This is a genomic window from Streptomyces sp. NPDC026301, from assembly GCF_055567935.1.
In genome coordinates, this window is sequence record NZ_JBVHPN010000007.1 from 221,333 (window position 1) to 245,746 (window position 24,414).

The window sequence follows — 24,414 nt, forward strand, 5'->3', positions numbered from 1 at the left end:
CGTGCCGGTTCGGGGGAGGGGATCGGGGTCGGCGTCGTGGTCGTCGTCCTCGGGCTCGGCCGTTTGCTGGCGTTGCTGGCTGGGTCGGGCGGAGCTGATGCCGCATCAAGCAACCTGAGGCGTGACGCGCAGGGCGCGCTGCGTACGACACGGGGCGCGGGACGCGGGACGCTGGGCGCGTACGCGTGCAGACGCACGTGCGGATCACTGATGGATGGCACAGCTGGTGAGTGGTGTGGCTCGTGGGCGGGCTGCGACGCGATCTTGCGCCGGTCGTAGGGCAGCGTAGCGTCCCGAAGTGACGGGCAGGCGATCGGCCCGGTTCTGGCCCGGTCTGCCCCTGCGCCCGTGGCTGCGCTGGCCCCGGCGCCTGTGGCTGCGCTTGCCCCGGCGCTTGTGGCCGCGTTTGTGGCTGCGGTTGTGGCGGTCCTGGTCCGATTCTTGTAACCGCCCGGCTCACCGGCTCGGTATTCGTGACGGTCGTACCCGGCCCTGTACCCACGAGGGGCGTACCCCGGCCCTGTGTTCGTGACGGCCTTGCCCGGACCGGCGCACGCACGGTCCGGGTACGGGATCCGGGGTACCCTCCGCCTGGCTGCGCCTAGTTGCGCTCAGGCTCGCCTCAGCTTCGGTGCCAGCAGGTCGAGTGCCTGTTCCCAGCGGAATCGGATGCGGCCGCCGCCCGTGCGGGGCGGGTGCGGGGCGTAGTCGCCGAGCAGGACGCCCATGCGGCGCAGCCGGGCCAGGCTCTGTGCGTACGCGGGGTGCGCGGCTTGCGCGGCGTTCAGGTAGGGCAGCGCGGCAACGGGGATGCCGAAGCCGTGTGCCTCGCACAGGATGCCGAGGGCGAGGGTGTCGGCGATGCCCTGGGCCCACTTGTTGATCGTGTTGAACGTCGCGGGGGCGACCGCGATCGCGTCGGCGGGCGGCAGCGGGCGCGGCTCGCCCGGCGCGCGCCAGGTCGACTGCACGGGAAAGCCGGTCTGGGCCTCGATCGCGGTGGCGTCGATGTACTCCAGACCGCGCGGCGTGGCGATGACGCCGACGTGCCAGGTGCGTTGCTGCGCGGAAGTGATCAGCTTGTCCACGTCGTCGGCGATGCCCGCCGCGCAGAGCACGACGTACAGGAAGGGCTTCCGGCGGCTGCCGGTCACGTCTGAGTCCCTGCCGGGCACGCCCGGGTCCGAGTCCCTGCCGGGCACGCCCGGATCGGCGTCGCCATCAGGCGCGATCGCGTCCCTATCGGGCACGCCCGGATCCGCGTCCCCGTCGGCCACGTTCGGACCGCTCACGCCGGTGCTCCCAGGCGGCGGCTGAAGAGGTGCAGTTCAGGGAGGGCGCGGTGGCGGTCGCGGGCGGCCATGTCGGCGACCATCTCGCGTACCGCGGGCCGGCGGATGTCCTGGGACGCGCAGCGTTCGGCGATGCGCAGTGCCTGGAAGGCGTCGGCGAGCTTGCCCTGCTGGCTGTACGCACGGGCCACGTCCACCCACAGGCCCGCGCGGCGCTCCGGTACGGGGATGTGACGGCGCATGAGGGGGCGTGCGGCCTCCAGCGCCTGCCCCGCGTCGCCGAGCGAGACGGCCGCGCTGACGGTGTGCAGCTCCACGTTGGTGGGGCTGAAGTTGGCCCAGGCGTCCGGCCGGTCGTGCGAGACGTACCGCGCGACCTCCCGTGCCTCGTCGAGCATTTCGCGCGTCGCGGCCCGGTCTCCGCTGCTGCTGGCCGCGGTGACCCCGCGCAGCAGCATCAGTCCGAACGCGGCCAGATAGCGCGGCGTACGGCGGTCGTAGGAGCCCGAGAGCTGATCGGCGGTGTGCCGGACGATCGCCACGGCCTGCGCGGCGTGCTTCTCGCGTACCAGGACGTGCGCGTGGACGCGGACGCTGGACGCGAGCACCTCCGGATCCTCCGAGCGCTCCGCCTCCGCCATCGCGCGGCCCACCGCGAGCCAGGCGTTCCCGTGGTCGCTCTGCTTCAGGAGCAGGCCGGCCGCGGTCTGGTACGCGGTGGCAAGGAGGCCGGAAAGCTGCGAAAGCTCGGCCGAATTGCCGTCGGTGGCGTGCCGGAGATCGGCGATCACGTCGGGGAGGGCGCCCTCCAGTTCCTTGTAACTGCAGTTGTAGAACAGGCGGCGCACGGCGGCCACCCGCTCCCGCAGCTCGGCGAATTTCAGTGCCGGCCGGGCGGCTGCCTTGCCCGGTCCGGGAAGAAGCGAACGGACCAGGTCGTCATGGGCGACGGGCGCGGGTACGTCCGGTGTCGCGAGCGCGGCGATGCTCGCGGCGAGGAAGGTGCGGCGGTACATGTCCTCTGCCTCAGGGTCGGCGGTGCTTACATCCGGGGAGGCAGCAAGGCCGAGACTGTCCAACGGAATACCGAGCACCTGTGCGACTTCACGCAACAGGCGGGTGTCTTCGGTACCCCGGCCGCCTTCGAGGCGGCTCACCTTCGACTGGTGATAGCCAAGCTCTTTGGCGACATCCGCTTGCGAGCGCTTCTTCAGCACTCGCGCCCGGCGGATCACTTCGCCCAGCCTCTTCGCTTCACTTTGTGCGTCGACCATGTGTGCCACGGCCCCTTTGCCGTCGCCGATCCTGACTGCTCAACCGAGCGTAATGAAACCATAATCGAGAGTGATGCAGCCTCTGCATGAGTCATGCAGCCGCCGCGTCCGATCTGGCCATCGCGGCCGTATCGCTGCTTGCCTGAGTTGCCCACTCAGTCAGGAGGCCACTCATGCAAGCGCACGGGCTCACCTTCTCCGTGCCTGGTACGCCCGCCGCCGCAGCAGCAGCGCGGCGCCGGGTAGTGAGCGACTTACGGGGCTGGAGCGTGCAATTCGACGCCCAGTCACTCGATAACGTCGAACTGGTAACCAGCGAATTGATCACCAACGCGGTCCAGCACGCGGGCGGCGGACCCGTCGCCGTCAGCGCACGACTGGACGGTGAGGCCCTGCTGATCGAGGTTTCCGACTCCAGTACCGAGCTTCCGAGCGCGTGCCTCGCGGACATGGACGACGAGGGCGGGCGAGGGCTGTTCCTCGTCGCGGCGTTATCCGTCGACCACGGCGCCGAGCGCACGCCGACGGGCAAGCGGTGCTGGGCGGAGATCCCGGTCAGTTGGGTACCGCGTACGACCGCTCCGACCGGAGGCGGCACGGCGGCGCACCTCGCCGGCGCACGCGTTCCGCTGCGCTGTGTCTGACGGCGCGTCGGTGACGCGGCGCGGACGGTAAATGGAATGGCTCGTACCGGGCAGGCAATTGACCGGAATCGATTGAGGCTGAGTTCTACTGCTCAGCACTGGTCAGGGGAATAGCTGACGGTGAATGAGAATGTGCGACTGGTGCTGCCTGGCCCCCGCAGCGCGCGGTCGCTCTTCTTGTCTCCCGATATCCCGAGTGATCCCTCAGCCCGTTACCGTGTGCTATACGGGGACGGCAAATGAAAAACGCATATGCACGTGCGGATGCATGTGTGTAAGTGCAGCGATAACAAACACGCATGCGATTGCGCTCAGGAATCCGAACTGCCGCGCAGTGCGCCGCGCTTCCACCATGCGACGGCGACCGCTGCGAGACCCGTGACGGCGATGAAGCCCATCGAGATCAGAAAAGCCGGTGACGTGGGCGTGGACGCGCGGGCGCCGGCCACCACGTACGCGGCGGTGTTCGGGATGCTGCCGAGCGCGGTCGCGAGGAGGAACGCGGGCCACCGCATACGGGACACCGCGGCACAGTAATTGGTGGCCGCGAAGGGCAGACCGGGGAAGAGCCGGATGGCCAGCATCGAGCGGAAGCCGTGCCGGCTCAACTGCCGGTCGGCCGCGGAGAGCCAGCGGGTGCGGAGCAGCGGCCGCAGGGCGTCCTGGCCCAGCAGCCGGCCGAGACCGAAGGCGAGCGCGGAGCCGAGTACTGTTCCCAACAGCGCGGCCGGCGTGCCGATCTGCGCGCCGAAGAGGGCGCCCGCCGCGGCGTTCAGCACGGGACGCGGGACGAACGCGGTCGTGCACAGCCCGTACGCGACCGTGAAGAGCACCACGGCCGCGCCACCGGAGAGGTGCGGCGGCCACCCGTGGGCCAGCAGGCGCTGCGGTTCCCATACGAACATGGCGGTCGCCGCACACGCGAGCAGCGCGACCAGCAGCGCCAGCCGCGACCAGGGCGACAGGAGGAGCCGCGTACAGCGCACGGCGAGGGCGTCGGGCGGGGTAGCGGAATCGAGCATCAGGGGAGCGTAACCGACTCGACGTCGCAGCGGTGTAACAAGGTGTACGGGGAGGAGGGCGCCCCGCTGCTCGTTCCCCGCTGATCCCTGCCTGTTCCAAGTGCCCGCTGCGCGCCGCGGCCCGCGATAAATCGGTCGACGCGGCGCCGCCCGTCGGCGATCCTTTGGCGCATGACCCGGTTCGCCTTCCTCGCGCTCACGTCCGCCGCCGCGGACGCGCCGAAGGCTGCCGTCACCGTCCCGGCCAGGATTGCCGTCACCGCCCCGGCCAGGGCTGTAGTCCTCCCGGCCAGGGCCGCCGTCCTGCCGGCCACCGCCGCACTCGACGGCGTCCGAAGCTGACCCTCCCCGGATCGTCCGGCGGGCCCCGCAGGGGGAGGGTCGGGCCGGTCGAGGGGTCCGTACGGCGCTGAGCCGCCGTCATCATCACAGCGCTGCAGCCGCGTACGAGTACCGCCTCGGTACCGTTATCGACCTGCTCCAGCGCTTCCGCACCGCGCTCCGCGGCCGACGCACGCCGTCCGCCGCGGTCCGCGCGAAGGAGACAGACACCCATGTCCCAGAGCCCCAAGACGGCCTACGTCCGCACCAAGCCGCACCTCAACATCGGCACGATCGGGCATGTCGACCACGGCAAGACGACCCTGACCGCCGCCCTCACCAAGGTCCTCAGCGACCGCGGCAGCGGCACGTACGTCCCGTTCGACCGCATCGACCGGGCCCCGGAGGAGAGCGCCCGCGGCATCACGATCAACATCTCGCACGTCGAGTACGAGACGAGCACGCGGCACTACGCGCACGTGGACATGCCGGGCCACGCCGACTTCATCAAGAACATGGTCACCGGAGCGGCGCAGCTCGACGGCGCGATCCTGGTCGTCTCCGCGCTCGACGGGGTCATGCCGCAGACCGCCGAGCACGTGCTGCTCGCTCGGCAGGTCGGCGTGCGGCACCTCGTCGTCGCCCTCAACAAGGCCGACGCCGGGGACCCCGAGCTGACCGACCTGGTGGAGCTGGAGGTACGCGAACTGCTGCACGCGCACGGCTACGACGGCGAGCACGTACCGGTCGTCCGCGTCTCCGGGCTGCGCGCCCTGGAGGGCGACCCGCGCTGGACAGCGGCCATCGAGGCGCTGCTGGACGCGATCGACACGTACGTTCCGATGCCCGAGCGCTACGTGGACGCGCCGTTCCTCCTGCCCGTGGAGAACGTCCTGACGATCACGGGGCGGGGGACGGTCGTCACCGGTGCTGTCGAGCGCGGCAGCGTACGCATGGGCGACCGCGTGCAGATCGTGGGCGAGACGGGCGACGGCGCCACGGCCGTGGTCACCGGCCTGGAGACCTTCGGCAAGCCGATGGAGCACGCGGAGGCGGGCGACAACGTGGCACTGCTGCTGCGCGGCGTGGCCCGGGACGCGGTCCGCCGCGGTCAGGTGATCGCCGCGCCGGGCAGCGTCACGCCGCGTCGCGCGTTCACCGCCGACGTGTACGTGCTGTCCGCCGAGGAGGGCGGCCGGCGCACGCCGCTGTCGACCGGGTACCGGCCGCAGTTCTACATCCGCACGGCCGATGTGGTCGGCGAGCTGGACCTCGGCGAGCGCGGCACCGCCCGCCCCGGCGAGACCGTCCCCGTCACGGTGCGGCTGGGCCGCGGCACGCCGCTGGAGCCCGGCCTCGGCTTCGCCATGCGTGAGGGAGGCCGCACGGTGGGCGCGGGGACGATCCGCACGGTCGTCACCGACACGCACTGAAGTACCGAGCGCGAACCGTACGGAGGGGCCCCGCGGCGCGGTCGCGGGGCCCCTCCAGTGCGCTTACGCGTGCACCTGCACACCCGTGTTCACGTGCAGTTTCTCGTGCAAGGGCGCGGGTGTCCGGGCGTGCGGGGCGGGGTCCGGATGGGGCCTGTCGGCGGGGCCGTCGCGATGGAAGACTGCACGTCCGGCGGGACCCTCGGGCCACGAGCACTAGCGGGAACCCGAGGCAGGACGAAGTCGGAACCATGAGGAATGGGAGTGCGGCACGCATGGCGGGTACGGCGTTGGTGCTGGGCGGTGGCGGGCTGACGGGCATCGGCTGGGAGATCGGGATGCTCGCCGGACTGGCCGAGGCGGGGGTGAACCTCTGCACGGCCGACGTCGTCATCGGCACGTCAGCGGGTTCCCTGGTCGGCGCGCAACTCACTTCCGGGCAGTTGACGTTGGAGGAGCTGTACGAGCGGCAGCTGGTCGGACCTTCGGGCGGCCCGTCGGTCGGTGCATCCGCAGGCGGCGTCGGCATCGCGCAGGGGGGCGGCGCGCCGGCGCGGATGGGAGCCGTGTCGATGGCCCGGTTCGCGGCCATCGCGCTGCGGTCGCGGGACGCGGTGACCTTCGGCGCGCGGATGGGGCGGCTGGCGCTGGCCGCTCGTACGGGCCCCGAGAACACCCAGCGAGCCGTGATCGCCGGACGGCTGCTCTCGCAGGAGTGGCCTGCCCGGCGGCTGATGATCACGGCGGTGGACGCGCTCACGGGGGAGCGCAGCGCGTTCGACGGCGGGAGCGGGGTGAAGCTCGCCGACGCGGTCGCCGCGAGCTGTGCGGTGCCCGGCGTCTGGCCGCCGGTGACGATCGGGGACCGCCGGTGGATCGACGGCGGCGTCCACTCGTGCGCGAACGCAGACCTCGCCGCCGGGTACGGGCGCGTCGTGGTGATCGCGCCCATGGCGTCGGGCGGCGGCCCCGTCGCAACGCCCCGCTCGCAGGCCGCGCGGCTCGCGGCGGAAGGAGCGGAGGTACTGGTCATCACGCCCGACCGGGCCGCGCGGGCCGCCTTCGGCCGCAACGTCCTGGACCCGTCCAAGCGCGCCGCCGCGGCCCGCGCCGGCCGCATCCAGGCGACCGCCCAGGCGGCGGAGGCGGCCCGGGTGTGGACGGATGGGGGATGAGGGACCGCGTCGGGGAACGGCGAACGGTACGGCGAACGGTACGGAAATCCGCCCGCGCACCGCACAATAGGACGGTGGCAGACCGACCCGACGTCCCAACACCTCTCGCACCCGCGACTCCTGAGGCTCTCGCACCCGAGGCCCTCGTGCCCGAGAACGCCGCGTACGAGGCCCTCGTGCCCGCGACTTCCGCGTCCGAGTCCCTCGTGCCCGTCACCCAGGAAGTGGACTGCGGCACGGCCAAATTGCTGCCGGACGTGGACCGGCCGCGCGCCGTGCTGCTCACCGTGGACGGCGCTCCGCAGTCGTACGTGGACCTCGACGAGCCGACGTACTTGGAGTTCGAGTACGCCCGCCGGATCGCTCACGTCCTGGACGCGGTGGCCGATCCCGGCCGCCCGCTCGACGCGCTGCATCTAGGCGGCGGCGCGCTGACCCTGCCGCGCTACCTCGCCGCGACCCGGCCCGGATCCCGGCAACGGGTGATCGAGGCCGACCGCGGGCTGCTCGACCTCGTACGCCGGTACCTTCCGCTGCCCGCGGAGAGCGGGATATCGGTGCACGCCGCCGACGCCCGTACCGCACTGGAAGCGGCGCCGGCGGCCTCCGTGGACGTCGTGGTGGCGGACGTCTTCGGCGGATCGCGGGTGCCGGCGCACCTGACCTCTGCGGAGTACGCGCGGGCCGCCGGCCGGGTGCTACGCCCCGGCGGCTGTTACGTGGCGAACCTCGCTGACAGCGCCCCGTTCGCCTTCCTGCGCGGCCAGCTCGCCAATTTCACGGCGGTCTTCGCGCAGCTGTGCCTGATCGCGGAGCCGTCGATGCTGCGGGGGCGCCGGTTCGGCAACGCCATCCTGGTCGCCTCGCAGGAGGAGCTGCCGCTGGCCGACATCGCGCGGCGCGTGACGGCCGACGCCTTCCCCGCCCGGGTCGAGCACGGCCCCCGGCTGCGGCAGCTCATCGGCGACGCGCAGCCGGTACGGGACGCGGAGGCGGTCCCGTCTCCGGAGCCGCCGACGGGCGCGTTCAGCGTGGGGTGACGGTGACGTCATCGGTCGCGCCCAGCCGGGTCCAGCCGCGTTCAGCCGCGTTCAGCGTGGGTGACGTCGTCGGTCGCGGCGGTGGCCGGGAGGCCGGTCACCGGGACCTGACCCGGCGCCTCGGCCGGAGCGTGCTCGGCGGTCCCCGCCGCGGAGGACGGTGACTCCGGCACCGCCCGCCGCCGCAGCCACCGCACATCCCGTACGCACAGCACCGCCGCCGTCAGCAGCGCGATCAGCGCCGAGCAGCCCCACAGCGCGGCGGTACGGCCCACCAGATCCTGGACCGGGCCCGCCAGGGCCGTGGCCAGCGGCACCATGGCGAGGGAGCCGAGCCAGTCGTACGACGAGACCCGGGAGAACTTCTCCTCCGGTACCTCCTGGTGCAGCGCCATCATCCACGTCACCGCGAACACCTCGAGCGTGATCCCCACCCCGAACATCACGGCCGTCAGAGCCCCGGCCGGCACCGGAACGGCCAGCGCCGCGGAGGGCAGGGCGAGCGGGAAGACGCAGAGCGCGCCCACGCGCAGCGGGTACCGCGGTTTGTACCGGGTCATCAGCAGCGCGCCGCAGACCGTACCGGCACCGAACGCCGCGAGCGCCAGCCCCCACGGACCGGGACCGCCGAGATGATCCTGCGCGACCAAGGGCCCGTACACCGACTCGGCGGCCGCCACCACGGCGTTGACGACGGCGAACTGCAGGACGACCGCCCACAGCCAGCGCCGGGAGACCACCTCCTGCCAGCCGTCCCGGAGGTCGGCGACCAGGCCGTGCCCCGGCTCGCGCGGCGGCACGCCCCGTACGTCGAGGAACGCCCGCAGCAGCCCGGCGAGCGCGAAGGCGGCGGCGTCGACGGCCAGTACCCAGCCGGGCCCGACCGCCGCGATCAGTGCGCCGCCCAGCGCCGCGCCGCCGATGTTCGCGCCGTTCATGCCCATACGGAAGAAGGCGAAGGCGCGTCCCGAATGCTCACCGGAGACGCTGGCCAGGACCATGCCTTCGGCGGCGGGCGCGAAGAACGCCTGTCCGGTGCCGCCCAGCGCGGACAGCAGCGCCATCTGCCACAGCCGGGGTTCCCCGGTGAGTACGAGCAGCGCGAAGGCACCCTGGGAAACGCAGTTCAGGGCGTTGGCGGCGACCATCACGCGGTGTCGCGGCAGCCGGTCGGCGATCGCTCCTCCGATGAGAAGGAAGATCACCAGGGGGATCGTACGGGCGGCGGCGACCAGACCGACGTCGGTCGCCGAACCGCCGGCTGCCAGCACGGCGAACGCCGCCGCGATCAGGGCCCCGGAACTTCCGAGACCCGTGACCACGGCGGCGGCCGTCAGCAGCGTGTAATTGCGCCCCGCCCAGGCAGGGCGCTCCATCTTCATCACAACAGCTTCGCGTTCTTGCCCGCAGGCGTCACTTGGTAATTTCCCGCGGTGGGCACCGTGGGTTGTGCTCGGTCATTCGAGCGGCCGCAGGGAGCTCATGATCTTCTTGATCGTGGCCTCGTCGAGCTCGCCCTTGACGTCCTTGGCGGCGTAGAGGATCCAGGTCGCGTACTCACCGGTGGTGTCGGTGTACGTGACCGCGTACGCCTTGCCGTCCGAGTCGCACTTGTTGCCCTTCTTCACGCCGGTCACGGTCGCCGTTGACAGCTTTCCGGTGATGCCGTGATCGCTCTTGAAGGACTTCGCCTTGGTGCCCTTGAACGTACCGGTCTTCTTCTGATCGTAACCGGCCCAGACCCAGTTCAGCGCCTCGTTCTGGGCGGCCTCGGCCTGGCTCTTCGCGCCCTGCGCGCCCTTGACGCCCGTGCCGGCCAGCGACGAGGTGGACTCACCGCCGCCCTTCTCCTTGATGGTGCACCAGTCCTCCTTGAAGTAGGCCGGCGCGGTCATCGAGATCAGGGTCTTGGGGAAACCGGACTTGTCCTTCTCGTCCTGGAACCCCGTGTAGGTGTCCGCCGAGGTGATCTTCCAGTCCTTGGTGGGGACGTCGAATGCCACATGCCGCTTGGCATTGACCACCGTCTGCCAGCCCTTGATCACCGGCTGATCGGGAGCGTTCGGATCGCCACCGGGCCCCGCGCCGCCGCTCTCCCCGCTCGCCGACTCCGTCGGTTCGGCCGTCGCGGACTGGGAGTGGGTGGGCTTCGGGTCGTTCTTGGCGACGGCCTTCTTGTCGTCCTGGAGGACGAAGACGCCGGTGACCACGGCGGCCGCCACGACCGCGACCGCCGCGACGACGGCGATCGTCACGGTGGTCTTCTTCTCGTTGCCGTTGCCGCCGCCGCTGCCCTTGGGCGACTGCGGTCCGCCGGGACCTTGTGGCCCGCTCGGTCCCTGCCACTGCGGCTGCGGAGGCTGCATGGGCTGCATGGGCTGCTGCCCCTGGTACGGATTGGGCTGCTGGTAACCCGGCTGCTGGTATCCCGGCTGCTGGTACGGATTCGGCTGCTGATAACCCGGCTGCTGATACGGGTTCTGATCCTGCGGGTTCTGCTCGCCCCCGGGCGGCTGCTGTCCTGGCCACATGGGCGCTAACGATAAAGGTCCGAGGTGGGAGGTGTCACAGTCGCCCCAGGGGCGTGACAGAACCCGGACGTTCGCTCGTGACGTTCGCAGCTACTTCGGGAGAGTTTGGCATGCGCTTCGTGGGGCTGGACGACTTGGCAGCTTGGAGCCTTGGCGGCTCGGCAGCTCGGCGGCTTGGCCCTTCCGGAGTGACTGGGGTGGCCAGTTGGCCTACTCGGCAGTAACATTCCGCTCATGACAGTTGAGAGCGCCTCGATGGGTGAAATGCTGGCCGCCGCGGTTCCGATGGTGCGGACCCTGAATCTTGAGTTCGTCGAGGTCACCTCGGAGCGTGCGGTGCTCCGGCTTCCGGACCAGCCGGACTTCCACAATCACATCGGCGGCCCCCATGCGGGCGCCATGTTCACGCTGGCCGAGTCCGCCAGCGGCGCTATCGTGCTCAAGGCCTTCGGTGATCAGCTCTCTCGTGCGGTGCCGCTCGCGGTGCGGGCCGAGATCGACTACAAGAAGGTGGCCAAGGGGCCGGTGACCGCCACGGCGACCCTGGGTCGCCCGGTGGCCGAGGTCGTTGCCGAGCTCGATGCGGGCGAACGGCCGGAGTTCCCGGTCGGCATCGCCATTCAGCGCGAGGACGGGGCCGTCACCGGCGAGATGACGGTTGTGTGGACGCTGCGGCTGAACGGTTGAGGACGCAGGGACGAGCTCTCTGAGACGTGTTGCCGGGCCGGGCCGCCCCTTCGGTCGCGGTCCGGCGTATTCAACTGCGGCCGGCGCTGCCTGGCGTCTCCGCACGGTGGACCGTCTCCGTACGGTGGGCCAAGGCCAGTGTGCCGTCGGGTTCCCACACCAACCCCACGCCTTCGCTGATCCGCGCGAGCGTCGTCCACAGCCAGGCACGGTCCCTCTTCGGCGCAGGTTCCAGCCGCATCCGCCGGACCCGCAGAGGCACCATGCGCAGCGAGGCCAGCAGGCCCGTGTCGGCCGCCGCCGAGACGAGGTAGGCGAGGCGGAGGTCGTCGCGGTACCCCTCGTGGCCGCCGATGCCCTCATAGTCGTCGATGAAGTCTCCGCAGCCGTACAGGATCAGCCGGTCGCGGTACACCTCCAGAGGGCGGGGGTGGTGCGAGGAGTGGCCGTGGACGACGTCGACGCCGCCATCAATCAGGGCGTGCGCGAAAGCGACCTGGTCCTGGGGCACGCGGTAACCCCAGTTGGAGCCCCAGTGCACGGACACGACCGCGATGTCGCCCGGTCCCTTCGCCTGCTGTACGCGTCTGACCAGGGCCTCAGCCGCCACGCTCGTCGGCTCGGGAACGTAGGCGACTCCTGCCTGCTCCGCGGTCGCCGCCCAGCTCGGCGGAATGCCGCTGGACGACATTCCGATGGCGAACACCAGCACACGAGCGTTCTGTCCCACAGGGACCACGGCGGGCGCGTACGCTGCCCCGGCGTCCCGCCCCGCGCCGGCCGTCCGCAGTCCCGCCCCGGCCAGCACGTCGAGTGTCTCTGCCAGACCCGGGCGACCGAAATCCAGCACGTGATTGTTGGCAAGCACGCAGACGTCGGGCCGGGCCACCGTCAGGGCGGGCAGGTTGGCAGGGTGCATCCGGTAGTGGACTGCCTTGCCGTGCGCGAACTCCCCGTCGCCGGTGATCGCCGTCTCCAGGTTCACGATCCGGACGTCGGGGGCGGCCTCCTCCAGCACCCGTAGGGACACTCCCCACAACCACGCCGGAGGGACCGGAGCGGGAATCGGGCCATTCGCCGCCTGGGCCAGCTCCACGTAGGCACGCGCGTCCCGTACTCCGTCCTCCCGCAGCTCCGGGTCGCCGGGGTGCGCGAGGATCTGGTCGACCCCACGACCGAGCATGATGTCGCCGCTCAGAAACAGCGTCACCAGGCCGGTTGGTGTGGTGCCCATGTTTTCACCGTAGGCCGGTACGCAGGCGCGCGGCAGGCCGAGCCGACACACCCTTGGGCCTGACAGCCGCAGCGCCCCGTCTGCGAGGTCATCGAAGAACGAGGACCCGCTGCGCATGCGGCGGCATGACCTCACGGAGGCGTCGCTGCCGGGGACGCCTGCCGTTCCTCAGTGGCGGACAGTGGCAGTGCCGGGCTCGGCGGCAGTACCGCGGTCGGCTGCGGCGTCGGCACCGGGAGTGAAGGCGCTTCGGAAGGCTTCCAGAGCGGCGTCGGAGTCTTCCCGGGCCCAGCCTTCGAGGCCGACGACGCCGGTGTAGCCGAGGTCGTGCAGAGCACGCGCGATGGCGGCGTAATGGACTTCTCCCGTGCCCGGTTCGCAGCGTCCGGGGACGTCGGCGACCTGGATTTCGCCGATGTACGGCAGGGACCGGCGGCAGAGTTCGATGAGGTTTCCCTCGCCGATCTGGGCGTGGTAGAGGTCCAGGTTCATCCGCAGGTACGGGCTGTCGACGGCGCGTACGAGGGCCAGGGTGTCGGCGGCGCGGGCGAAGGGGGTGCCTGGATGGTCGACGGCGAGGTTGAGGTTTTCGAGGGTGAAGACGCGGCCGGCGGCTTCGCCCAGTTCCGCGATGCGCCGCAGCGTGTCGGTGGCAGTGAGCCACATGGCGGGAGTGGCCTCGTGGACGGGGCGGACGGGAAGTCCCTTGTCGTCAAGGCCGGTGCCGTGCAGGTTCAGGCGGGGGCAGTCCAACTCGGTAGCTACATCAAGGGACTTACGGGCCGAGGCCAGCAGGGCATCAATGCCGTCGGGGTCGGTGAGGTTGCCGGTCAGATAGCCGGTCATGGAAGAGAAGGTGGCGCCGGTGGCGGTCAGGGCGTCGAGGTCCTTGGTGGACCAGTCCCAGATTTCGACCTGGAAGCCTTGCTCGGCGATGCGGGCCACGCGCTCGGTGAACGGGCGGTCCAGGTAGAGCATTTCGGCACTGGCGGCGAGGGTGAAGGGACTCGCGGGGAGTGTCATTCGGTCACCTCGGCGATCGTGACGGGCGCTGCGGTGTCCACGCTGCGAATGGCGGCCAGTGCGATGGACAGGGCCCGGCGGGCGTCGTGGCCGGTGACGGGGGCCGGGTTCTTGTGGCGGACGGCGTCGGCGAAGGCGGTCAGCTCGGCGGTATAGGCCGCGCGCAGCAGCTCGGTGTCGCGCCGGGCGGTGTCGACGTGGATGCCCTGGGCGCCGTAGAAGGTCATGTCGGTGCTGCGGCCGTTGCCGGCGGTCACCATGCCCTCCGAGCCGAAGACCTCCGCGCGTACGTCGTAGCCGTACAGCGCGGAGAAGGATGCCTCGGCGGTGGCGATGGCGCCGTTGTCGAAGCGGATGGTGACGACGGCGGTGTCGAGGTGTCCGGCGGCCTTGGCGTCCGGGCGGACCAGCGCGTCGGCGGTGGCGTGGACGCTGACCGGCGTGGCTCCGGGGTTGAGCCAGCACAGCGTGTCGAAGTCGTGGATGAGGGTTTCCAGGAAGATCGTCCACTGGGGGATGCGAGCCGGGTCGGCGGTGAACGGGCCCGGGTCACGGGTCAGCGAGCGCAGCAACTGCGGGGTGCCGGCCTTGCGTTCGTCGATCAGGGCGCGGGCGGCGGCGAAGCCGGGGGCGAACCGGCGGTTGAAGCCCACCTGCAGTACGACACCTGCCTGTTCCGCGGCGGCGATGGCGCGGTCGGCGTCCGCCAGCGTCACCGCCATCGGCTTTTCCACGAAGATGTGCTTGCCGGCGGCGGCCGCGGCTACGACCAGGTCGGTGTGGGACCGGGCCGGCGCGGTGATCAGTACGCCGTCGATGTCGTCCCGGCCGAGGACCTCCTGCACATCGGTGGTGGCCGTCGGAGCGCCCAACTCGGCGGCGAGGCGCTCGGCGGCGCCGGGGGCCGGGTCGCTCACCGCGGCCAGCGCAATGCCGGGTATGTGGCGGGCGACGATCTCGGCATGGTTCGAGCCGATGCGGCCTGCGCCGATCGTGGCCAGCTGCAAGGTGTCCGAGGCGGGCCTGGTACGGCCGGGGGTGGTGTCAGCGACGACCATGTCTGTGCTCCCACATCAACGAGTACGTGCAACGAGTGCGTGCAACCGGTACGGCAACTAGTACGTTCTAGTGAGGGAACGTAGAGCGCCCGCCGCGATCGGTCAAGGGGTCGATATGCTCGGCGAGAGGCCGTCCGGCAGGGTGGCGGAGCGGATTCGACCAGGTGGGAGTGGCGGAAGTGAGGGAGTCGAGCGACGCGCACGACGGCGCCGATGAGCCGCCCCGTACGCACGCCGCCGGCACCGGACGCGCACGGAGCGGGCGTCCGACCATGGCGGATGTGGCCCGGGCCGCCGGGATCTCCACCGCGCTGGTCTCCATCGTCATCCGCGGCGTGCCGGGGGCCAGCGACGCCACCCGCAGGCGGGTGCTGCAGATCGCCGACGAACTGGGATACGTTCCCGACCAGCGCGCCCAGAAGCTCCGGCAGTCCCGCTCACGGGTGCTCGGTGTCGTCTTCGAGCTCCAACAGCCCTTCCACGGCGATCTCGTGGAGCACATCTACGCCGCCGCGGCGCGGCACGGCTACGAAGCGATGATCAGCGCGGTGGCCCCCAGTCGCAGCGAGTCCACCGCGGTCAACGCGCTGCTGCGGGAACGGTGCGAGGCCGCGATCCTGCTGGGCAGCGGCCTGGCGGTCGAGGAGCTCGCACGCCTGGCCCGGCGGCTGCCGACTCTCCTCGTCGCCCGCCGGGCCGACCTGCCGGGCGTCGGTGCCGTCCGCAGCGACGACACGGCGGGCATCGGTCTTGCCGTCGACCACCTCGTCGCCCTCGGCCACCGGCGGATCGCGCACATCGACGGCGCCGGCGCCCCGGGCAGTTCCGACCGTCGCCTCGGCTTCCTGCAGGCCATGGCCCGCCACGGACTGCAGGACTCCGCCGACGTACTCGCCGGCGGCCTCACCGAGAACGCCGGGGCGGAAGGCGCGCGCTATCTGCTGGACCGCCCGGTGCCACCCACGGCCGTGATCGCCTTCAACGACCGCTGTGCCACCGGCGTCCTGGACGTACTCGCACGTCGGGGCCGTGATGTGCCCGGCGATATCTCCGTGGTCGGTTACGACGACTCGCGGCTGGCGAAGATTCCGCACGTACAGATGACCACCGTCTCGCAGCACGCCGGCCGCATGGCGGACGCCGCGGTGGCCGCCGCGCTGGATCTCATCGCGGGCCGCACGCCGGAGGAAGCCGTACTCACGCCCCGGCTGGTCGAACGGGCCACCACCGGCCCGGCGCCTCGCTGAATCCCGGCATCGACACCCCGCCGTCAAAAGAGTTCGAGATAGTTCGAGCTAATGTCTTGACATGCTCTAGAACGTACTAGTTCCCTAGCGGCATTCCTTCCTGCCACCGGCAGCGCGCGGAACGCACCCTCCTCCGCACGCGCCATCTTCTGCGCTGCCCGCGGGAGAGCCGTCATCAAGCGATCGCCGGGACGGGCGTTCGCTGAGAGGAGCACCCATGCCGAGCGCCTCGAACACCGGCCTCGCCGACACCGCCCCGGCCGCATCGCCACAGCCACCCATCAAGGGGAGGCGGTCGATGTCGGCCATTGCCGCCGTCGCGACGCTGGGCGGGCTGACCTTCGGATACGACACGGGCGTCATCGCCGGCGCACTGCCCTTCATGGCCGAACCGGGCCGCGAAGGGGGCCTGGGCCTGACCCCCGTGACGGAGGGTGTCGTCACCGCATCACTGCTGGTCGGCGCCGCGGCCGGCGCCGCCTTCGGCGGCCGCCTCTCCGACCGCTACGGACGCCGCCACAACATCCTCACCCTGGCCTTCGTCTTCATCGTCGGCGCATTGGGCACCGCCCTTGCGCCGGGCATCGAGGTCATGGTGGCAGCCCGGGTCGTCCTCGGCATGGCCGTGGGCGCGGCCTCCACCACCGTCCCGGTCTACCTCGCCGAGATCGCCCCCGCCCACTCCCGGGGCCGCTTGGTCGCCGTCGACCAACTCATGATCGTCACCGGACAGCTCATCGCCTACAGCTCCAACGCCGCGCTGGCCGCCGCCTACGGTGGCGAGCAGACCTGGCGCTGGATGCTGGCACTCGCCACCGTGCCCTCCACCCTGCTCTACCTCGGCATGCTGTTCATGCCGGAGACCCCCCGCTGGTACGTCTCCAAGGAACGCTTCGCCGACGCCCGCCGCACCCTGCTCCGCATTCGCGATGCCGACACCGTCGATGCCGAACTCGCCCAGATGAAAGGGGCCATCGACCAGGAGAAGCAGGCCGCCCGCGCCGGCGGCGGCCGGGCCGAGCTGGCCGTGCCGTGGGTACGCCGGGTGTTCCTGATCGGGCTCGGTCTGGCCGTCATCCAGCAGGTCACCGGCATCAACACCATCATGTACTTCGCCCCGACCACCCTCCGGCAGACCGGGCTCGGCTCCCAGGCCGCTCTCACCGCCACCATCGCCGTCGGAGTCGTGGCCGTCACCGCCTCCACCGCCAGCCTCTACCTCATCGGCAAGGTCGGACGCCGACCGCTCCTGCTCACCGGTCAGCTCGGCATCGTCGCCTCGCTCATCGCCATCGGCCTGGCCTTCTCCCTCCACACCGAACCCGGCACCGAAGCCGCCACCTGGCGCAGTTACCTCATCCTGGCCTGCATGCTCGCCTTCCTGGTTTTCCAGCAGGCGGCCGTCTCCCCGGTGACCTGGGTGATGCTCTCCGAGATCTTCCCCCTGGCCCTCCGCGGGTTCGGCATGGGCACGGCCGTCCTGCTGCTCTGGCTCGTCAACGCCCTGGTCACCTTCACCTTCCCCATCCTCCTGGCCGGCGTCGGCGGCACCACAACCTTCCTGATCTTCGCCGCCGTCAACGTCGTCGCCGTGGCAACAGCCGCCAGGACCATCCCCGAAACCCGCAACCGCACGCTGGAACAGATCGAGACACACTTCCGCAGCCGCCGAGCCCCTGCCCCGACCGGCTGACCTTCGGATACCCGGCGATCCAGCCGGTCGCGCCCGCCAGGCCCAGTTCGAGCAGTACGTCGTCGGCGCCAACCAGGAGGGCGAGGCCGGGCGCCAACTCGCTGATCCGGTACGCCCGTCGGACGTCCCCGGTGAACTCCTTGACCCCGACGATCGTGCCCTCCTGGTACAGCTCGGCGAGCAGCTCGGGCGTCAGGTCGACCTTGGTGTCGATCGGGTTGTTGTACGCGACGACCGGCAGCCCCACCTTGGCGACCTCGCGGTAGTGCGCGACGACGGCGGCCCGCTCGGCGCGGAAGGCGTTGGGCGGCAGCAGCAGGAGGGAGTGGGCGCCGGCCTCGGCGGCCTGCTCCGCCCAGCGGCAGGCCTCGAGGGAGCCGTACGCGGCCACCCCCGGCATGACGCCGAAGCCGTCGGGCGCCGCCTGCACCGCGGTCTGCACGACACGGGCCAAGTCTCCTTGCGGAACGTGAGGCGGTGGCGGTGGGCCGGGCGGTACACGGTCACTTGGCTCAGTGGGGCGTCATTGGTGTGTCATCCATTTTTCGAGGCCTGACGCGTCCAACGGCAGCGCGTCGGACAGGACTTCGGAGCCCTCGGGGGTGACCAGGATGTCGTCCTCGATGCGTACGCCGATGCCGCGCAGGTCCGGTGGGACGGTCAGGTCGTGCGCGTGGAAGTACAGGCCGGGCTCGACCGTGAGCACCATCCCCGGGGCCATCGCGGCGCCTTGGTACGCGTCGTCGCCGGCCCGCGCGCAGTCGTGCACGTCGAGCCCCAGATGGTGGCCGATGCCGCACACCAGATAGCGGCGGTGGTGCTGCCCGGCGTCGGACAGCGCCTCGTCGACGGAGACCGGCAGCAGCCCCCAGTCGGCAAGGCCGTGCGCGATCACCTCCATGCATGCGTGGTGGAAGTCGGTGAACCGGCGGCCGGGCCCCACCGCGGCGAGCCCGGCCCGGTGCGCCTTCTCCACCAGGTCGTGCACCTGCCGCTGGGCGGCCGAGAAGCGCCCCGAGGCGGGGAACGTGCGGGTGACGTCGGCCGTGTAGTGGCTGTCGACCTCGACTCCCATGTCCAGCAGGAGGAGTTCGTCCGGCAGGACCGGTCCGTCGCAGCGCACCCAGTGCAGGGTCGGGGCGTGTGTGCCGCTGCCGACGATCGACGCGTAGCCGGGACCGTTGCCGTACGCGCGGGCGTAGCGGTCGAAGGTGCCCTGCAGCCAGCGTTCGCCCGGGCCCTCGATCGCGGTGGGGATCTCCCGGACGACCGCGGCGAAGCCCTCGACGGTGCGGTCCACGGCCCGCCGCAACTGACCGACCTCCCATGCGTCCTTGTACATGCGCAGCTGCGCCAGGGTCCGGCCGACCTCCTCGTCGACCGTCACCTCGTCAGTGAGTTCGGACAGCGGCCGCACCTCGATGCCCAGGGCCCGGGCCCAGTCGTCGAGGCCGGGCGCGGCCCCGACCCACAGCTCGCCGTACCGGGCGTCCCGCCAGAAGTCCTGCTCGCCGGGGTGGGCGGGCGGCGGCATGTACAGCGTGGCGTCGCCGGAGCGCACCACCACGACCGCGTTCTCGATCGCGCAGCCCGTCACCCAGAAGAAGTCACTGTCCGGGCGGAAGTCGTACGCCGTGTCGTTGCTGCGCACGGGTGCCTCACCGGCCGCCAGCACGACGGTCGAGCCGGGGAGCGCCTCGGCGAGCCGGGCCCGGTGTGCCGCGGCCGCCTCGGCCGCTCCGGGGACGACGTGCGGTGTCCGGTCGGGGGTGTCCCAGCCGGTGCCCATGTAGGTGGTGAACGCGGGGATCTCGGTGAGTTTCGGGGGCCTGCCGTCACGCATCGGTGACTCCTCCTCCTGCGTCGCGCATCAGCTCGGTGAGGCGGGCGAAGACGCGCGCGTCGCGGATGCCGTCGTGTTCGTACTCGTTGGTGATCCAGGTGTGGACGTTGCCGACCCGGGCGGCCGTGTCGAGCTGCAGATACGCGTCCACGTACATGTCGTCGTGGTAGACGGCGGCGACGACCGGAACGTCGTTGGCGGCCAGCCGGTCCAGGTCGTAGAGCGGCGGCCACTTGTCGCGGGCGGCCAGGAGCTCGACCGCCCCGCGGAAGGGCCGCAGCTCCGCGATCTCCTCGAACATCCAGGGATAGATCATCTCCCCGGTGAACAGCAGCGGCCTGGCGTCCTCGGCGAAGTGCGGATGCCGGGCCCGCTCGCTCTGCGCCGCCCACGCGGTGGCGCCCGCGCCGTGCCCGTAGAGGCTTTCCTGCAGCACCGCGAACAGCGGGTTGTCGCTGTACGACGTGCGGGCGAGCACCTGATGCAGGAAGGTCGCCGAGAGCTCGTCACCGTCCCCGGCCTCGGTGAACGCCTCGTCGAGCAGCCAGTGCAGGCGCTCATGGCCCGGCTGCATCCCGAGGTCGATGCCGAGCGACTGCAGCCGACGGACCGTCAGGACATCGCCGTCGGGCAGCCGTACGTCCCCCGCGGACAGCCGGTCGGCGATCCGGCCGACGTGGGCGACGTGCCGCGGGTAGCGCCGGTAGAACGCCTCGTTCTTCGCCCGCACCCGCGGATACGTGCGCCGGTACACCTCGGCGGCCGACGGATCGAGGGACGGCAGACCGCCCGTAACGTAGCAGGCGCTGAGCGCCTCCGGTGCCTGCGACAGATACGTCAGCGTCAGGAAGCCGCCGTACGACTGCCCGAGCGTGGACCAGCGCCGGCCGCCGTAGACGGTGCGCCGCAGGTGCTCGTGGTCCGCCACGATCGAGTCGGCCCGGAAGCACGCGAGGAAGTCCGCGCCCTCTCGCGCGCTCGCGAACGCGCTGATCCGGCGGCCGTCGATCCGGGTGCTGCGACCGGTGCCGCGCTGGTCGACGAGGACCACCCGGTGCGTCTTGAGCGCCTCGCCGAGCCAGCCGCCGGTGTCGAGCGGGCGCGGTCCCTTTCCGCCCGGACCGCCCTGGAGGTAGACGAGGCACGGCAGGTCGTCGTGCGACCGGGACGGGTCGGTGATGTCCCGGGCGAAGAGCCGGATCGTGCCGCGGGCCGGGTCGGTCCAGTCGAGCGGGACGTCGAGGACGTGCTCGCGCACCCGCATGCCGGGGATCGTGTAAGTGACGGTGTCGGTCATGCGGTGGCAGCCCTCCTCCTGCGGTCCCACTCCGGATCGATGCGGGGGATCGCGGCCAGCAGCGTCCGCGTGTACGGATCGCGTGGATCGCCGAAGACCTGGGCGCACGGCCCCTGTTCGACGATCTTCCCCTGGCTCATCACGGCCACCCGCTGGGCGATGTTCCGGACCACGGCCAGGTCGTGGGCGATGAAGAGACAGCTGAAGCCGCTCTCGCGCCGCAGCCGCAGCAGGAGTTCGATGACCTGCGCCTGGACGGACACGTCGAGGGCGGAGACCGCCTCGTCGCAGATCACCAGCTTCGGCTGGACGGCGAGGGCCCGCGCGATGCCGATGCGCTGGGCCTGACCGCCGGAGAACTGCGCCGGATAGCGCTGCGAGTGGTCCGGCTCGAGACCGACCCGCTCCATCAGCTCCTTGGTGTACGCGCGCCGGCCGCCGGGCGGCGGGATCCGCTGGTAGTCGAGCGGCGCCATCAGGATCCGCTCGACGGTGTGCCGGGGATTGAGCGAGGAGAACGGGTCCTGGAAGACGACCTGCACGTCGGAGCGGTACCGGGCGAGCCGCGCCCCCGTGGCCCGGGTGACGTCCTCCCCGTCGAACTCCACGGTGCCCGAGCTGGGTTGCATGAGCTTGGCGACGATCCGCGCGGTGGTGGACTTGCCGCTGCCGGACTCACCGACCACGGCGAGCGTCTCGCCGGAGCGCACGTCGAAGCTGACGCCGTCCACCGCGGTGAACTCGCTCTTGCGGCCGAACGGGCCCGCGGTCGTGAACCGCTTGGTGAGGTCGCGGGCGCTGAGCAGCACATCACTCACAGGACCACCTCGTCGGACGCGTCGGACGTGTCGGCCGGGAGCGTGGCGGGCGGCTCGGCCGGGAGCTCGTCGGTGATCCGTGGAATGCTGTCGAGCAGCTGGTGCGTGTACGCGTGCCGGGGCGCGGAGAAGACCTGCTCCGCCGTGTCGTACTCGAGCTGCTCGCCCTCGCGCATCACGAGGACCCGCGTCGCGATCGAACTGATCACGGCGAGGTCGTGGGTGATGAAGACCATCCCGGTGTGCGTCTGCCGCTGCAGGTCGGCGAGCAGGCGCAGGATCTGGGCCTGCACGGTCACGTCCAGGGCCGTCGTCGGTTCGTCCGCGATGAGCAGCGCGGGCGAACACACCAGAGCCATCGCGATCATGACGCGCTGGCGCTGTCCGCCGGAGAACTGGTGGGGGTAGTAGCCCGCCCGCCGCTCCGGGTCGGGGATGCCGACGTGGTCGAGGGCCTCGACGACGACCGCCCGGGCCGCCTTCCGCTTGCCGCCCCGGTGGGCCCGGTACATCTCCTCGATCTGCAGGCCGACCGTGTAGTACGGGTTCAGCGAGGACAGCGGGTCCTGGAAGACCATGGAGACCCGCTCGCCCCGCACTCGGCGCATCTCGCGGTCCGTGCGGCCGAGCAGTTCCTCGCCGTCGAGGCGGATGCTGCCCCGGGTGATGGCGCCCGGCGGCAGCAGACCCATCACGGCGAGGCTGGTCATCGACTTGCCCGAGCCGGACTCGCCGACGATGCCGACGGTCTCGTCCCGGCCGACCGCGAACGACACGTCCTTGACGACGTCCACCGGGCCGCGCGTGGTCGGCAGGGTCACGGTGAGGTCCTCCACCACAAGGAGCTCGCTCATCGGATCCTCACTCTCGGGTCGAGTCCGGTGTAGACGAGGTCGACCACCACGTTGCCGACCACCACGAAGAAGGCCGCGAGGAGGGTGACCGCCATGATCACCGGCTGGTCGTTCTTGGCGATCGAGTCGGCGGCCATCTTGCCGACGCCGTTGAGGCCGAAGACGGTCTCGGTGATCAGCGCGCCGCCCAGCAGCGCGGCGAAGTCCATGCCGAAGATCGTGGTGATGGGGGTGAGCGCGGGCCGCAGGGCGTGCCGCCGCATCGTGAGCAGGGGAGGCAGCCCCTTGGAGCGGGCGGTGCGCATGAAGTTCTCGGCCAGGGTGTCGATGACGTTGGCCCGCGTCAGCCGCGAGTACAGGCAGGCGTAGCCGGTGGCGAGCACGATCCACGGCATCAGATACGACTCGAACCACCGCACGGGATCGTCGCCGAACGCCACGGCGGACGGGAACGGCAGCCATTGCAGCTGGACGACCAGGACGTACTGCAGGGCCAGCGCGAGCACGTAGTTGGGGATGCTGGCGCCGCCCAGCGACAGGTTCATCACGGACCTGTCCCACCAGGTGCCCTCCTTGACCGCGCCGAGCAGACCCGCGGTGACACCCGCGAGCAGCCACAGCACCGCGGCGCCGATGGCGACGGTGGCGCTGACCGGCAGCCGGCTCACGACCATGTCCCACACGGCCTGATTGGTCTGGAACGAGTAGCCGAGACAGGGCGCGGGGCAGTGCACGAGGTTCGCGCCCGACCCGTAGTCCCGGCCGGTGAACAGGCCGCCCAGGAAGTCCCCGAACTGGGTGAGGAAGGGCTGGTCGATCCCGAGGACCGAGCGGATCTGGTCGACGCGTTCGGGCGTGCAGGTCTTGCCGCAGATCATCAGCGCCGGCTCGGGCGACAGCTTGAAGAAGATGAGGAACGTGAACAGGCAGACCATGAACAGGATCAGCACGAGCCCGGCGATCCGGCCTGCGAGATAGCGGGCCATCAGGAGGCCTCCCCGGCGTCGGTAGCGGCCCGGATGCGGTCGCCGAGCACGGTCAGGGAGAGCACGGTCAGGAAGAGGAAGAGACCGGGTATCGCGAAGTACAGCGGATCCACCGCGTACCAGCTGACCGAACTCGAGATCATCTGGCCCCACGACGGGGTCGGCGGGCTGACGCCCACGCCGAGGAAGGACAGGCCGGCCTCGGTGCCGATGTATCCGGGCACGGCGAGCGTCGTCATCACGATGAGCGAACTGCGCAGGTTCGGCAGGATCTCCTTGAACACCAGCGCGCGGGTGGAGGCGCCCGAGGCGCGGGCCGCCTCCACGAAGTCCCGGTTCACCAGCGTCAGCGTCTGGCCGCGCACCACCCGTGCCAGATACGGCCAGCCGAAGACGCTGATCACGACGACGAGCAGGTACGACCTGTTGCCTGCGGGCAGCGACGACAGGATGGCGATCATGAAGATGAGCGCGGGGAACGCCATCAGGAAGTCCATGACCCGCGAGACGACCTGGTCGACCCAGCCGCCGTAGAAGCCGGCGAGCATCCCGAGCACCACCCCGAGCAGGGTGGTGAGCACGGTGGCCGACGCGGCGATCAGGAACGACACGCGCGCGCCGTACGCGATCCGGGCCAGCACGTCGCGGCCGTTGAGCGGTTCGACGCCGAGCAGATGGTCGGCGCTGATCCCGCCGAACGACCCCTTGGGCGTCCCGCCCGTGTCGACGTCGACGGCGGACGTGTCGAACGTGGTCGGCCCGTGGCCGGTGAGGGCGGAGAGCAGCGGGGCGCAGAGGGCCATCAGCAGCATCAGCGCGATGAATCCGGCGCTGAGCAGGGCGGCCCGGTCGTGCAACAGCGCGCCCATGATCCGGCGGCCCGCGGTGACGGGCGCGGGATCGGCCTTCGCGTCCCGCGCGGTGGCGGTGGCGATCGTCATG

General features: G+C 71.1%; 22 protein-coding genes and 1 pseudogene. 8 read left to right on the plus strand and 15 right to left on the minus strand.

Annotated elements, in window-relative coordinates:
- Window positions 1-611: 611 nt before the first annotated feature.
- Window positions 612-1,154, minus strand: coding sequence for a flavoprotein (locus ACZ4MH_RS14505; protein WP_351586196.1), 543 nt, complete (start codon window positions 1,152-1,154; stop codon window positions 612-614).
- A gap of 134 nt (window positions 1,155-1,288) precedes the next feature.
- Window positions 1,289-2,566 carry a helix-turn-helix domain-containing protein gene (locus ACZ4MH_RS14510; protein ID WP_351586072.1) on the minus strand — a complete coding sequence of 426 codons (1,278 nt, stop codon included), beginning with the start codon at window positions 2,564-2,566 and terminating at the stop codon, window positions 1,289-1,291.
- A 173-nt stretch (window positions 2,567-2,739) separates the two neighbouring features.
- Here ACZ4MH_RS14510 and ACZ4MH_RS14515 point away from each other — a divergent pair, with 173 nt between their 5' ends.
- Window positions 2,740-3,210: an ATP-binding protein gene (locus tag ACZ4MH_RS14515; RefSeq protein WP_351586074.1), complete on the plus strand. Its 471-nt coding sequence runs from the start codon at window positions 2,740-2,742 to the stop codon at window positions 3,208-3,210.
- A 311-nt stretch (window positions 3,211-3,521) separates the two neighbouring features.
- Here the strand turns inward: ACZ4MH_RS14515 and ACZ4MH_RS14520 are convergent, their stop codons facing one another.
- Window positions 3,522-4,232, minus strand: a complete 711-nt coding sequence (locus tag ACZ4MH_RS14520) for a TVP38/TMEM64 family protein (RefSeq protein ID WP_351586076.1) — start codon at window positions 4,230-4,232, stop codon at window positions 3,522-3,524.
- A 171-nt stretch (window positions 4,233-4,403) separates the two neighbouring features.
- On the opposite strand from ACZ4MH_RS14520, the gene ACZ4MH_RS14525 reads away from it, so the two are divergent.
- From ACZ4MH_RS14525 to ACZ4MH_RS14540, 4 genes are all read left to right on the plus strand, one after another.
- Complete coding sequence (locus ACZ4MH_RS14525) at window positions 4,404-4,574, plus strand: hypothetical protein (RefSeq protein ID WP_351586078.1); 171 nt, start codon at window positions 4,404-4,406, stop codon at window positions 4,572-4,574.
- A gap of 212 nt (window positions 4,575-4,786) precedes the next feature.
- On the plus strand, window positions 4,787-5,986 hold the full coding sequence (gene tuf, locus ACZ4MH_RS14530; protein WP_351586080.1) for an elongation factor Tu: 1,200 nt from the start codon (window positions 4,787-4,789) through the stop codon (window positions 5,984-5,986).
- A 275-nt stretch (window positions 5,987-6,261) separates the two neighbouring features.
- Window positions 6,262-7,161 carry a patatin-like phospholipase family protein gene (locus ACZ4MH_RS14535; RefSeq protein WP_351586082.1) on the plus strand — a complete coding sequence of 300 codons (900 nt, stop codon included), beginning with the start codon at window positions 6,262-6,264 and terminating at the stop codon, window positions 7,159-7,161.
- 176 nt (window positions 7,162-7,337) lie between these two features.
- A complete protein-coding gene (locus ACZ4MH_RS14540; RefSeq protein ID WP_351586084.1) occupies window positions 7,338-8,201 on the plus strand; it encodes a spermidine synthase in 864 nt (287 codons plus the stop codon).
- Between the two features lie 41 nt (window positions 8,202-8,242).
- Here ACZ4MH_RS14540 and ACZ4MH_RS14545 read toward each other — a convergent pair whose 3' ends face one another.
- Together ACZ4MH_RS14545 and ACZ4MH_RS14550 are read right to left on the minus strand one after the other, a co-directional pair.
- Window positions 8,243-9,583 carry an MFS transporter gene (locus ACZ4MH_RS14545; RefSeq protein WP_351586086.1) on the minus strand — a complete coding sequence of 447 codons (1,341 nt, stop codon included), beginning with the start codon at window positions 9,581-9,583 and terminating at the stop codon, window positions 8,243-8,245.
- Window positions 9,584-9,658: 75 nt separating this feature from the next.
- Entirely contained in the window at window positions 9,659-10,732 is a 1,074-nt protein-coding gene (locus ACZ4MH_RS14550; RefSeq protein WP_351586088.1) for a DUF8017 domain-containing protein, read from the minus strand.
- Between the two features lie 234 nt (window positions 10,733-10,966).
- Here ACZ4MH_RS14550 and ACZ4MH_RS14555 point away from each other — a divergent pair, with 234 nt between their 5' ends.
- Complete coding sequence (locus tag ACZ4MH_RS14555; protein ID WP_351586090.1) at window positions 10,967-11,419, plus strand: DUF4442 domain-containing protein; 453 nt, start codon at window positions 10,967-10,969, stop codon at window positions 11,417-11,419.
- A gap of 70 nt (window positions 11,420-11,489) precedes the next feature.
- Here the strand turns inward: ACZ4MH_RS14555 and ACZ4MH_RS14560 are convergent, their stop codons facing one another.
- The 3 genes from ACZ4MH_RS14560 to ACZ4MH_RS14570 form a co-directional block, all read right to left on the minus strand.
- Complete coding sequence (locus ACZ4MH_RS14560) at window positions 11,490-12,653, minus strand: CapA family protein (RefSeq protein ID WP_351586092.1); 1,164 nt, start codon at window positions 12,651-12,653, stop codon at window positions 11,490-11,492.
- Between the two features lie 168 nt (window positions 12,654-12,821).
- Window positions 12,822-13,676, minus strand: coding sequence for a TIM barrel protein (locus ACZ4MH_RS14565; protein WP_351586094.1), 855 nt, complete (start codon window positions 13,674-13,676; stop codon window positions 12,822-12,824).
- Entirely contained in the window at window positions 13,673-14,734 is a 1,062-nt protein-coding gene (locus tag ACZ4MH_RS14570) for a Gfo/Idh/MocA family oxidoreductase (protein WP_351586096.1), read from the minus strand. Before ACZ4MH_RS14570 ends, ACZ4MH_RS14565 begins: the two co-directional genes overlap by 4 nt.
- Window positions 14,735-14,913: 179 nt before the next feature.
- On the opposite strand from ACZ4MH_RS14570, the gene ACZ4MH_RS14575 reads away from it, so the two are divergent.
- Both ACZ4MH_RS14575 and ACZ4MH_RS14580 read left to right on the plus strand, forming a co-directional pair.
- Window positions 14,914-15,981 carry a LacI family DNA-binding transcriptional regulator gene (locus ACZ4MH_RS14575; protein WP_351586098.1) on the plus strand — a complete coding sequence of 356 codons (1,068 nt, stop codon included), beginning with the start codon at window positions 14,914-14,916 and terminating at the stop codon, window positions 15,979-15,981.
- A 217-nt stretch (window positions 15,982-16,198) separates the two neighbouring features.
- The gene (locus ACZ4MH_RS14580) at window positions 16,199-17,674 is read left to right on the plus strand and encodes a sugar porter family MFS transporter (protein ID WP_351586100.1); all 1,476 of its coding nucleotides are present in this window, start codon (window positions 16,199-16,201) and stop codon (window positions 17,672-17,674) included.
- A 4-nt stretch (window positions 17,675-17,678) separates the two neighbouring features.
- Here the strand turns inward: ACZ4MH_RS14580 and ACZ4MH_RS14585 are convergent.
- The 7 genes and pseudogenes from ACZ4MH_RS14585 to ACZ4MH_RS14615 all read right to left on the minus strand — a co-directional run.
- A pseudogene (locus ACZ4MH_RS14585) lies at window positions 17,679-18,125 on the minus strand (dihydrodipicolinate synthase family protein); the annotation flags it as partial.
- A 72-nt stretch (window positions 18,126-18,197) separates the two neighbouring features.
- Complete coding sequence (locus tag ACZ4MH_RS14590) at window positions 18,198-19,517, minus strand: aminopeptidase P family protein (protein ID WP_351586102.1); 1,320 nt, start codon at window positions 19,515-19,517, stop codon at window positions 18,198-18,200.
- Window positions 19,510-20,814: an alpha/beta fold hydrolase gene (locus tag ACZ4MH_RS14595; protein ID WP_351586104.1), complete on the minus strand. Its 1,305-nt coding sequence runs from the start codon at window positions 20,812-20,814 to the stop codon at window positions 19,510-19,512. Before ACZ4MH_RS14595 ends, ACZ4MH_RS14590 begins: the two co-directional genes overlap by 8 nt.
- A complete protein-coding gene (locus tag ACZ4MH_RS14600) occupies window positions 20,811-21,632 on the minus strand; it encodes an ATP-binding cassette domain-containing protein (RefSeq protein ID WP_351586106.1) in 822 nt (273 codons plus the stop codon). The genes ACZ4MH_RS14595 and ACZ4MH_RS14600 overlap by 4 nt, the downstream gene beginning before the upstream one ends.
- On the minus strand, window positions 21,629-22,486 hold the full coding sequence (locus ACZ4MH_RS14605; RefSeq protein WP_351586108.1) for an ABC transporter ATP-binding protein: 858 nt from the start codon (window positions 22,484-22,486) through the stop codon (window positions 21,629-21,631). Before ACZ4MH_RS14605 ends, ACZ4MH_RS14600 begins: the two co-directional genes overlap by 4 nt.
- On the minus strand, window positions 22,483-23,472 hold the full coding sequence (locus ACZ4MH_RS14610; protein ID WP_351586110.1) for an ABC transporter permease: 990 nt from the start codon (window positions 23,470-23,472) through the stop codon (window positions 22,483-22,485). The genes ACZ4MH_RS14605 and ACZ4MH_RS14610 overlap by 4 nt, the downstream gene beginning before the upstream one ends.
- Window positions 23,472-24,413 carry an ABC transporter permease gene (locus tag ACZ4MH_RS14615; RefSeq protein ID WP_351586112.1) on the minus strand — a complete coding sequence of 314 codons (942 nt, stop codon included), beginning with the start codon at window positions 24,411-24,413 and terminating at the stop codon, window positions 23,472-23,474. The genes ACZ4MH_RS14610 and ACZ4MH_RS14615 overlap by 1 nt, the downstream gene beginning before the upstream one ends.
- Window position 24,414: the final 1 nt, after the last annotated feature.

Bases quoted from the DNA above. Each gene is read 5' to 3' on its own strand.
- ACZ4MH_RS14550 (WP_351586088.1), bottom strand. From the start codon at position 10,732: ATGTGGCCAGGACAGCAGCCGCCCGGGGGCGAGCAGAACCCGCAGGAT.
- ACZ4MH_RS14555 (WP_351586090.1), top strand. From the start codon at position 10,967: ATGACAGTTGAGAGCGCCTCGATGGGTGAAATGCTGGCCGCCGCGGTT.
- ACZ4MH_RS14520 (WP_351586076.1), bottom strand. From the start codon at position 4,232: ATGCTCGATTCCGCTACCCCGCCCGACGCCCTCGCCGTGCGCTGTACG.
- ACZ4MH_RS14565 (WP_351586094.1), bottom strand. From the start codon at position 13,676: ATGACACTCCCCGCGAGTCCCTTCACCCTCGCCGCCAGTGCCGAAATG.
- ACZ4MH_RS14610 (WP_351586110.1), bottom strand. From the start codon at position 23,472: ATGGCCCGCTATCTCGCAGGCCGGATCGCCGGGCTCGTGCTGATCCTG.
- ACZ4MH_RS14535 (WP_351586082.1), top strand. From the start codon at position 6,262: ATGGCGGGTACGGCGTTGGTGCTGGGCGGTGGCGGGCTGACGGGCATC.
- ACZ4MH_RS14525 (WP_351586078.1), top strand. From the start codon at position 4,404: ATGACCCGGTTCGCCTTCCTCGCGCTCACGTCCGCCGCCGCGGACGCG.
- ACZ4MH_RS14615 (WP_351586112.1), bottom strand. From the start codon at position 24,413: ATGACGATCGCCACCGCCACCGCGCGGGACGCGAAGGCCGATCCCGCG.
- ACZ4MH_RS14590 (WP_351586102.1), bottom strand. From the start codon at position 19,517: ATGCGTGACGGCAGGCCCCCGAAACTCACCGAGATCCCCGCGTTCACC.
- ACZ4MH_RS14570 (WP_351586096.1), bottom strand. From the start codon at position 14,734: ATGGTCGTCGCTGACACCACCCCCGGCCGTACCAGGCCCGCCTCGGAC.
- ACZ4MH_RS14580 (WP_351586100.1), top strand. From the start codon at position 16,199: ATGCCGAGCGCCTCGAACACCGGCCTCGCCGACACCGCCCCGGCCGCA.
- ACZ4MH_RS14510 (WP_351586072.1), bottom strand. From the start codon at position 2,566: ATGGTCGACGCACAAAGTGAAGCGAAGAGGCTGGGCGAAGTGATCCGC.
- ACZ4MH_RS14515 (WP_351586074.1), top strand. From the start codon at position 2,740: ATGCAAGCGCACGGGCTCACCTTCTCCGTGCCTGGTACGCCCGCCGCC.
- tuf (WP_351586080.1), top strand. From the start codon at position 4,787: ATGTCCCAGAGCCCCAAGACGGCCTACGTCCGCACCAAGCCGCACCTC.
- ACZ4MH_RS14605 (WP_351586108.1), bottom strand. From the start codon at position 22,486: ATGAGCGAGCTCCTTGTGGTGGAGGACCTCACCGTGACCCTGCCGACC.
- ACZ4MH_RS14560 (WP_351586092.1), bottom strand. From the start codon at position 12,653: ATGGGCACCACACCAACCGGCCTGGTGACGCTGTTTCTGAGCGGCGAC.
- ACZ4MH_RS14595 (WP_351586104.1), bottom strand. From the start codon at position 20,814: ATGACCGACACCGTCACTTACACGATCCCCGGCATGCGGGTGCGCGAG.
- ACZ4MH_RS14545 (WP_351586086.1), bottom strand. From the start codon at position 9,583: ATGAAGATGGAGCGCCCTGCCTGGGCGGGGCGCAATTACACGCTGCTG.